The sequence below is a fragment of the Gracilibacillus lacisalsi DSM 19029 genome, assembly GCF_000377765.1.
Taxonomy (GTDB): Bacteria; Bacillota; Bacilli; order Bacillales; family Amphibacillaceae; genus Gracilibacillus; species Gracilibacillus lacisalsi.
In genome coordinates this window covers 1-9,325 of sequence record NZ_KB898694.1, presented here as the reverse complement: position 1 = coordinate 9,325, position 9,325 = coordinate 1, and the positions used below count along the sequence as shown (strand labels likewise).

General features: G+C 36.0%; 12 protein-coding genes and 1 rRNA gene. 3 read left to right on the top strand and 10 right to left on the bottom strand.

The window, feature by feature from the left end; translation table 11 throughout:
* Both D569_RS0121915 and D569_RS0121910 read right to left on the bottom strand, forming a co-directional pair.
* Positions 1–84: ribosomal RNA gene (locus D569_RS0121915) — 16S ribosomal RNA — on the bottom strand; the annotation flags it as partial.
* Positions 85–397: 313 nt separating this feature from the next.
* Positions 398–619 (bottom strand): hypothetical protein, encoded by a 222-nt coding sequence (locus tag D569_RS0121910; protein ID WP_018934586.1) that lies wholly within the window; start codon positions 617–619, stop codon positions 398–400.
* A gap of 159 nt (positions 620–778) precedes the next feature.
* Here D569_RS0121910 and D569_RS0121905 point away from each other — a divergent pair, with 159 nt between their 5' ends.
* Positions 779–1,549 (top strand): polysaccharide deacetylase family protein, encoded by a 771-nt coding sequence (locus D569_RS0121905; RefSeq protein WP_018934585.1) that lies wholly within the window; start codon positions 779–781, stop codon positions 1,547–1,549.
* A gap of 20 nt (positions 1,550–1,569) precedes the next feature.
* On the opposite strand, the gene D569_RS0121900 is transcribed toward D569_RS0121905, so the two are convergent.
* Entirely contained in the window at positions 1,570–2,157 is a 588-nt protein-coding gene (locus D569_RS0121900) for a KinB-signaling pathway activation protein (protein WP_018934584.1), read from the bottom strand.
* 141 nt (positions 2,158–2,298) lie between these two features.
* Here D569_RS0121900 and gerD point away from each other — a divergent pair, with 141 nt between their 5' ends.
* On the top strand, positions 2,299–2,970 hold the full coding sequence (gene gerD, locus D569_RS0121895) for a spore germination lipoprotein GerD (protein WP_018934583.1): 672 nt from the start codon (positions 2,299–2,301) through the stop codon (positions 2,968–2,970).
* Between the two features lie 40 nt (positions 2,971–3,010).
* Here the strand turns inward: gerD and D569_RS0121890 are convergent, their stop codons facing one another.
* The 7 genes from D569_RS0121890 to D569_RS0121860 all read right to left on the bottom strand — a co-directional run bounded on the left by D569_RS0121890 (position 3,011) and on the right by D569_RS0121860 (position 8,838).
* Entirely contained in the window at positions 3,011–4,057 is a 1,047-nt protein-coding gene (locus D569_RS0121890) for an Mrp/NBP35 family ATP-binding protein (RefSeq protein WP_018934582.1), read from the bottom strand.
* Between the two features lie 88 nt (positions 4,058–4,145).
* Complete coding sequence (cwlD, locus tag D569_RS0121885; protein ID WP_018934581.1) at positions 4,146–4,856, bottom strand: N-acetylmuramoyl-L-alanine amidase CwlD; 711 nt, start codon at positions 4,854–4,856, stop codon at positions 4,146–4,148.
* A 75-nt stretch (positions 4,857–4,931) separates the two neighbouring features.
* On the bottom strand, positions 4,932–5,258 hold the full coding sequence (locus D569_RS0121880) for a hypothetical protein (protein WP_018934580.1): 327 nt from the start codon (positions 5,256–5,258) through the stop codon (positions 4,932–4,934).
* A gap of 20 nt (positions 5,259–5,278) precedes the next feature.
* Complete coding sequence (locus tag D569_RS23775; protein WP_018934579.1) at positions 5,279–7,444, bottom strand: DUF6792 domain-containing protein; 2,166 nt, start codon at positions 7,442–7,444, stop codon at positions 5,279–5,281.
* A 20-nt stretch (positions 7,445–7,464) separates the two neighbouring features.
* Positions 7,465–8,091, bottom strand: coding sequence for a hypothetical protein (locus tag D569_RS0121870; protein ID WP_018934578.1), 627 nt, complete (start codon positions 8,089–8,091; stop codon positions 7,465–7,467).
* Positions 8,092–8,269: 178 nt separating this feature from the next.
* Positions 8,270–8,437 carry a hypothetical protein gene (locus tag D569_RS24540; protein ID WP_018934577.1) on the bottom strand — a complete coding sequence of 56 codons (168 nt, stop codon included), beginning with the start codon at positions 8,435–8,437 and terminating at the stop codon, positions 8,270–8,272.
* Positions 8,434–8,838, bottom strand: a complete 405-nt coding sequence (locus D569_RS0121860; protein ID WP_018934576.1) for a hypothetical protein — start codon at positions 8,836–8,838, stop codon at positions 8,434–8,436. Before D569_RS0121860 ends, D569_RS24540 begins: the two co-directional genes overlap by 4 nt.
* A 289-nt stretch (positions 8,839–9,127) precedes the next feature.
* On the opposite strand from D569_RS0121860, the gene D569_RS0121855 reads away from it, so the two are divergent.
* Positions 9,128–9,325 (top strand): helix-turn-helix domain-containing protein (locus D569_RS0121855; protein WP_018934033.1); only part of this gene is annotated, 198 nt, incomplete at its 3' end.

The window sequence follows — 9,325 nt, the reverse complement described above, 5'->3', positions numbered from 1 at the left end:
TCAGACAAGCTTCCCGCGCTCGACTTGCATGTATTAGGCACGCCGCCAGCGTTCGTCCTGAGCCAAGATCAAACTCTCAATAAAGTTGACTTGCGCTCGCTTCTATAAGCTAGCTTGTTTCATGTTTAAAATCATACTGGTTGTTTTGTTCAGTTTTCAAAGACCAATGTTGTGCCGTTTTTTGCGACGAAATATAATATACCATGTATCAAAAAAGAAGTCAATGCCTTTTTTTGAATTTTTTCTTAGCTGTTCATCACTTCATTTCCTTACGACGACAAAAGATAATATACCATAAACTTATATAGCAGGCAAGAGGTTTTTTAACTTTTTTTCTGACATATAAAATAAAAATACTATATCCCTTTTTACAAAAAAGATACAGTATCTACTTTCCTTATTCAATTTGCACTTTCTTAGGTATATATTTCTTTATCTCTTCTTCACTCGCTACCCGGGTATACAATTGAAATATGACCTTATATCTCTCACGCATTGCTTGCTTCACCATTTTATCTATTCGATGATCTTCTAAGTCCAGCAGTAATTCTTCTAGCTCTCTTTTTATCACATACTGCAGTTCACTTTGCTCCTTATCATTAATTAATAAGCCTAACATCTTGTCCACCCCTAAAATCTATTTTAATAATGATAATCTCCCCACTATCTAATATCTATATTCCTGTTTTCTTTCAAAATTAAACATAATTAGACATCATATTAAAGAAATACCCTACATATAATGGAGACAAGCCCAACTAAAGGGAGGGGATTTTCGGTGAGGCGTTTATATATTGTAGATATGAAGAAACAAAAAAAAGCATTCCTCATTATACCAATTGCTTTTTTTGTTGCCCTGTTTTTATTTTTAGAATTTAATTATACCTCTACGGTTTTTTCTAATCAGGATAATCCACGGGCGTTAAATGCTGGGAATGAGGACCATCCATCCGTCGCTTTAACTTTTAACATCAGCCATGGTGAAGAACAAGTTATCCCTATCTTAGAAAGATTGAAGAAAGAAGATGTTCAAGCCACATTCTTTGTCAGTGGTGAATGGGCTGAGCGACATCCTGATATTTTAGAACAAATTGCAGAGGACAAACACGAGATAGGAATGCTCGGTTACCAATACCAATCATACGTCGAGCAGGAGATAGATGAAGTGCGAAGCGATTTGAACAAAGCAAAAGATATTTTTTCTAAATTAGGTTATGAAGATATTTATTTATTAAGAGCACCTAATGGGCATTTAAATGAAGAAGTGATTAGCTTAGCTGAGAATCAAGGGCTTAAAGTGATTCATTGGAGTATTAATCCAAATGATTGGCAGAACCCTGGAACTGAAAAGATTGCCAATCATATTCTAAAAAATGTTCGCAATGGGTCGATCATTTTACTTCATGCTTCAGATAGTGTGAAACAAACAGAACAGGCACTTGAGGTTGTCATCCCAGAGGTCAAAGGTGACAAAGAGTTTTTGACTATTTCTGAATTGATTACACAAGCAGAAACAAACCAAGAAGAACTTCAATCTGAAAAGAAATAGACCATTCCTTAAAGGCAGGTCTATTTCTTTTCGGTTAAACGATGTAGTATTAACAGCTGATAAGTATTACATAATATCAATGGTACAATCATTAGCCAAGCATAGTCTCCATTTTCTGTACGCAGTCCTGGTACCCACTCAATCGATGTAATGACAACCATAAAGAAAAGGGCTGGGATAAATGCTCTTTTGTGGGTTTCTTTTGCTTTTAAGCCTGCAACAAACCAACTAAAAATAAATAAAGCAATCGCAGTTAACAAAAATGGTGTGACCGTGCCGTCTTCCACACTTCGATAACGGAAGTAGACGAGATCAAACAGAGCAAAGGCAATTAATACTACCTGCACTGTTGGCCAATACCTACGGAAAACACCTAAAGCAAATTGATTAACAGTCAAATACGCGAAAAAGCCCATTTGGCTGATCAAACTAAAAACAAAGCCTAAACCAGTGAAAAAAATCAGCAAGCCTAATATTTCAAACCAATCAATCGGATTGAAGTTTTCTGCATACACTCCTGCTTTCACAAAAAAACTCGCAATTAGGGTAGATACCCCACCTAAAAGCAAAGTAGAAAAAAACAACCGTACAACATTACGACTTTTCAAAATAAAATCCCCCTACATTCTATATCCTGTTACGTATTTTACCACGAACTTCAGTTTTTTTCGCTTGTCATACATATTAATTATAAATGACTCCATATTATAAATACAGGTTATTTTTTTATAAGAAAGGTAGCGGTAAATATGAACCGATTTTTATATATGTTAGGTATTACTCTACTGCTGCTTTCAGGATGTGGTGGCGGTGGGAACAATGCAGGTAACCAAGATAGTGAAGACTATGAAGGAACAAAAAAAATGGTCGCAGACATTCTTAAAACAGATGAAGGAAAAAAGGCGATTACAGAAGTGTTGTCTAGTGATGACATGCAACAAACTTATGTGGTCGATGCAAAAGTCGTTAAAGACGCCGTAACAGAAACACTCTCTTCCGACAAAGGAAAAGAATTTTGGGAAAAAATGTTCCAAGATCCGAAATTTGTAGAATCATTTGCGAAAGCATTGCAAGATAAACAAGAGGATGTCACCAAAAAGTTAATGAGTGACCCAGAATATCAGAAAAAATTAATGGAAGTACTCAAAAATCCAGAGATGGAACAACAATTAATGACAGCCCTAACTAGCCAAGAATTTCGAAGTCATTTAGAGAAGGTAATGGAAGAAACTTTTGATTCTCCAATGTTCCAAGCAAAAATAACTGATTTACTTTTAAAAGCTGCTAAAGAAATGAAGCCTTCAGAACAAGGTGGAGGCGGCGGATCAGGTGGATCATCGGGTGGTTCCGGTGGTGGCGAAGAGAAGCAACAAGAAAAAGAGCAAGAAGGGCAAGATCAACAAGAAAATCAGTCTAGCTAAAAAGAAGTGGAGCCTTTCGAAAAAGCGCTCCACTTCTTGATTAAAATTGGTCAATGATTTGTTTAGCTACCTCAAGATATTCTTTACCATTAGGATGGCCTTCCTGATAGACAGATGGTGCAAAGACACCTTCTTCTTCAAATGGTTGTTGCAAGGAAAGTCGACCTATTACCTGTGTATTTAACACTTCAGCTAGCTTGTCGCCTCCACCTTTACCGAAAACATATTCTTTTTCACCAGTTACTTTACTCTCGAAATATGCCATATTTTCAATGACACCTAAGATTTCATGATCGGTGTTAATCGCCATTTGACCAGCACGCGCTGCAACAAATGCTGCAGTTGGATGTGGTGTTGTAACAATTAATTCTTTTGAAGATGGAATCATATTGTGCACATCTAATGCCACATCACCTGTACCTGGAGGTAAATCTAATAAGAGATAGTCGAGTTCTCCCCACTCCACTTCCTTGAAGAAGCTTGTCAACATTTTACCTAATCTTGGTCCACGCCAAATAACAGGAGAATTATCTTCTACAAAGAAGCCCATCGACATAATTTTCACACCGAAACGCTCGACTGGAACGATCTTATTGCCGTTCAACTTCGGTCTTTCTTCCACGCCCATCATATCTGGTACACTAAAACCATAAATATCAGCATCAATAATTCCTACTTTTTTTCCTAATCTCGCCAAAGCAACTGCCGTATTCACTGTAACGGTTGACTTCCCAACGCCACCTTTACCACTAGCAATTGCCAGGAAGTTGGTATTGGAATTTTTGCTAAGTAAAGAGGGATCTTCTTCTTTAGTTGGCTGGAATTTAGCGATTACTTCTTCAGGCAATTGGCTAAAGCGAAGCCCAACCGTCGCCGCTCCTAATTGTTTTAATGCATTAACTAATTCTTGTTGTAATTGCATTTGCTCTGCGGTATTCGTCTTTGCAATCGCAAGTTTGACACTCACATGATTTTTCTCTTCCTTAATAGAGACCTCTTCAATACCATCCGTTTCTTTAAACGTCTTATGTAAGAAGGGGTCTTTCATTTTATGCAAAAGGTCGATTACACTTTGTTCTGTTAGCAAAATAGGTCACCTCAATTTAAAAACTATTTAGTCCTATTTGCTAGTATAACACAAATTAAGCATTAACTAAGTGAGATGCATCAACGACTTATCGGGTTTGTTCGATGACATACTGTGAAATGCCCTCATATATGCTTGCCGCCATTTTTTTCTGATAATTCGTCGATTTTAACAATTCTTTCTCTTCTTCATTTGATAAGAAGCCGATTTCTACTAATGCTCCCGTTGTTTCGGCATATTTTAAAATAAACACCTGACTCATGGCCAATGCTTCTCGATTGGTATTCTCTAAATTACGACGAATTTCAGACTGAATTGCTTTTGCTAACAATTCATTTTGTTCTCTTCCAGGATGATAAAAAGTTTGAGCACCTTTCCATTGCCTGTCAGGTAAAGCATTTAAGTGAATACTAAGAAAAAGATCCGCTTCTTTCTCTTTGATAAATGCTACCCGATTTTGAATATCCTCTGACTTTCTCCGAGACAAACCAGTTGTTCCATCTTGGGCTAAATCATAGTCGCCCTCTCTTGTAAGATAGACAATTGCTCCTGCCTGCTGCAAATAATCCCTAAGCATCTTGGATACTTCGAGGGCAATATCCTTTTCCATTGTATCGTCTGATGCTTCGGCACCTCCGTCGACACCGCCATGACCTGGATCCAGGACAATTGTTTTACCAGCTAGTGGTAGCGACCATGTTTGCCACGAATCCAACGATCGTTGCATCGGGTATTGCATTAAAATAATTAATAAAAATAATCCAACTAACCACAGGACAACTTTAAATATCTTCGGCATCCGCTTTTCCCCCTATAATTCTCCTGTAACCACTATATGGGACAAGCGGGAAAGTTATGCCAGCTTACATATATTTTATAGAGATAATTCATTTTGTTGATAATATATCGTTATATCTTGCTTTTCAATACTGTTAACCAATCCAGCATAACGATGCTGCATCTTTCTGCAGGTATCTTCTAAATCATTAGCGATCATCTCTAGCTTATACTGTTTTTTACCAATTACTTCTTCTGCTCTTTCTATTATTTCCCCACTTTCTTTGGCAGCTTCCGTTTGGACAAACCGATCAAACTCTTTGGATAATGTCCTCAAACGTTGAAGTGAGGAAGCGAAAGCCTCATCTTTTCTATTTACACCTTGAAAATCCGCAAAACGGTATGTAGTTTGATAAATAGGCATTGCGATCACCCTTCCAATGATTAATAAATAGCATTCGCGATTTGGAATTCTTTTTCGAAAAAGGTTTCAATCGCATCTTTTATATCTGCTATAAGTTGTTGTTCCTGTGATAACTCTCTTTCCAGTTGATTGATGGTGTCATAAAAATCTTCTGAAAATGATTTAGGTAGTGGCGGCAGGTGTTCCTGTACATTTATCCCCCTAATTTTAATTTGATAGCCTGTCCGAGATAAATGGTTTATTAAATATTGATAACTATAAGGACTTGATTCCATGTTATGAATTCTTCTCATTATATATTGTCGCTTTCTTGCATAATCTTCCTCAAATTCTTCCTGATAGAGGTGCTTAAGCTGACGCACAACCGCTCGCTTCTCCTCCAAAATAGCCAATCCTTCCTTATATATCCGGAGTGCAGCTTCGATTTGGATAACGATTCTTGATCCTCTTTTCCTGCTTAACGCTAACCTTAACGGATGTCCTTTCATATTGGTGAGATTTTGTAATGCAAAATCAAAGACTTCTTGAGGATTTTTAAATCGCATCAATAAGGGGTGTTGTGATTCCGTTGCATCTTCTCTAGATAAGGTTTCGATAACGGCATCTAGACTATGCGCATGAACCGATTGCTGAAAATAATCAACAAAAGTCCAATCTACATCACGTAAACGTTCAAATGTTGTTTGAATGTTTCTAGCCCGAGGTAATACGTGTTGATATATATCATTGATCTTTAACGCAGTTGTTAATGCTAAAGTTGTACGCGGTGGATAGAGAAAGGAGAAGTCTTGCAATTTGGATACCTGTTCATTTATTGCTATCAAATCTGTTTCAATTTGTTGGGTAGAGGAAAGGATTAGTTGTTGTTCCTCCTCTGTCATGAGTTCTGCATCTACGAAAGCATTCGTAATTTCAGGTAAGTGTTGACGAATTTGTTTCACTTGCTTCAATAATGGCGGAATTCTTGTTGCCATATCCACTAACATTGGCACTCCCGTAACCATTACTTGCGATGCTTGTGTAGCAATTTTGATATTACTGTTGATGTTTTGTGATACTATTGATTTTAAATTAGCAGGAGTGCGATAAACGAACTTAGCTGATTCTTTCACCCGACTCCAAAATGAACCTTGACTTATCTTTTCTATAGAATCCATTGTTTCCTTTTGCCATTCAGCGTTATTAACCAACATTTGATTTAGTTCGTCTCTTGCAGCAAGAAAACTATCAACTGTTTTCGGGTTAAATCCAGTCAATTCTTTGACAAAGGCATCAAACCCTACTTCGTTATAGGTCTGTGCATAAGGTAATAAAAACCCTTGGATAGATTGCACTACTTCATCTGGCACTTGACGCATTAACGCTTCAAAATCACCGTACTCTTCATGATAGCTTAAGAATCCATCACGTACCCCAATATCAATAAAACCCCTTGTCCTGGTGATGGAATATAACATGTCTTCTTCAACGGTGGTGTGTTGAATCGTTGTTTCGTCTATTTTGTTTTTATAGTATTCTTCGGTGAATGCTTTTACTTCGGATGGGGGGAGGGAGTAAATATCTTCCCTATCATTAATACTATAATTTATCGATAACGCATCAAAATAATCTCTATCGATTTCGGCTAGCTGATAAAATGATGGTGGAGCTCCATTAATGGAATACACAGTGTCAAAGTCTTGCGTCATCATCTGTAATGTGACAATAAGACCACCACCAAGTGAATGCCCATAACCAATCTTTTTTATTTTAGGTAGGTCCTTATTCGATTGGTTAGAAATAGCTTCCTTTACAGTTCTGTCAAATTTAATAGCATCATTATATTGATCAGTTGTAACTCCCACCAAACTTCCATTTATGTTGTAAGTCCAATCTAGCGGTCGCCAATTATCTCCTTCCGGCATTTCACTTCCTCTAGTTATAGTAATTATCTGATTTATTTGATTTTTTTCACTATGTAAATGCAGAATCGTACCATCAAAGCCTGAATCTTTTCCCTTAGTCTCTTGTTCAGTTATATCATCAGACTTATAAACTGTAATTTCTGCAGGCAGCTTCTCACCAACTTCATCTAAATATATTTGTTGAATTTTTTCTTCTATTTTACTAGGTTCAAAGTCTTTATATTCTAAATTCATAATTCGAGCTCTAATTATTTCACTATTAAAAAGCTCCTCATTACCCATCCTCTATTCTCCCCCATACATTAGTCTAAAAATTCAACAGATTTCATTAATTTTAAAGCGATCTCTTCTTGTTCTTTTTGGTCAATCTTACAGCTTTCATTTTCATCATAACAATACGCAGAATATATGTATTCCAATCCAATATCTCCTCCTTTTGGAATAATATACGAAAACGTCCGATAAACCGTCCGTTTTTTTTCATTTGACTCATATTTTTTTTCCTGTTTTGCATAATAAATCTCTGTATTATCAGTTTTCTTTTTTTCATAATCTCCTTCATAATTTACAGAAGTAGATAAAGCATATAAATTCTCATCCATCCAATCTTCTCCATAATCACTAAATGTCAAATCATGAGAAATATAATAATTCTCATCTACACTATAATCCTCAAATGTGACGGACTCAAACCTCTCGCCATTTTTTTCATAAAACTTATCAGAAATAACTGCATTCTTCGGAAATAGCACTTGATAACCACCAGTCCCTGACTCAAACAAGTAATACCCTTCTTCCTCTTCCTCCGTCGACACTAAAAACTCTCGCGTAAATTCATCCTGAAATGCTTTTGTTTCTGGATAGTCCTCCATTTGACATCCTCCTAAAATTACAATTCCTATCAGTAACATCCATTTGATTCTTTTCACGAAGGCATACTCCTTCCACTTTACGGCTATCATATTTTTACCATTTTTTTCTTGCAAATTAAAGAGGAAATTGGAAATTGGCAAAAAAGAGGATTATTGAACTAATTCTTTATCATAAAAATAATTCCTTTGAACTAAAATGTAATGGCACTAAAAATCATTCACCACCTTACTCTCACTATTTAAATTGAACAGATTTCATTAATTTTAAAGCAAGTTCTTCTTGTTCATTTGGATCAATTGTACAACTGTCATTTTCTTCATAACAATTTGCTCCATATATATACTGTAAACCTACTTTTCCTCCTTTTGGTATAATATAAGAGAACGTCCAATAAACAGTCATTTTTTTCCTTCAGATGACTCAAATTCCTTACTTTTTTGTGCATAATAAATCTCCGTAGCATTTGTTTCCATTTCTTGATAATCACCCTCATAACTTAATTTAGATGATAATAACCCTAAACTCCCCTCTAAAAATTTTTCTCCATAAACACTAAATGTCAAATCATGAGAAATATAATAATTTTCATCTACACTATAATCCTCAAATGTGACCGACTCAAATCTCTCTCCATTTTTTTCATAAAACTTATCAGAAATAACTGCATTCTTCGGAAATAGCACTTGATAACCACCAGTCCCTGACTCAAACAAGTAATACCCTTTTTCCTCTTCCTCCGTTGACACTAAAAACTCTCGCGTAAATTCATCCTGAAATACTTTTGTTTCTGGATAGTCCTCCATTTGACATCCTCCTAAAATTACAATTCCTATCAGTAACATCCATTTGATTCTTTTCACGAAGGCATAGTCCTTCCACTCTATATCTATCATACTTTTACCATTTTTTTCTTGTGAATGAAAGAGGAAATTAAAAGAAAAAGGGTTTTCTAACTACTTTTTTATTATAAGGACTTAATCGCAAACAAAAACCCCCTTCCATAAAATTAGAGTGACCCAATAATATGAGACAGGAAAAAACACCCCCAGAGTCGTATTAATTATTTATCGACATTTGGAGGTGTTTTTTGTTATGGGGAAGAAGATGGTTTATCCTGAAGAAATTAAAAGAGAAGTGATACGCTTAAAACTTTCTGGGGAACTAACGAACAAAGAGATTATGGAGAAGTTTGGTATTAAAAATAAGACACAAATCAAAACTTGGATGAGATGGTATAGGAATGGTGAGGAGCACAGGTTAGCTCAACCAATTGGAAAACAATATGCTTTC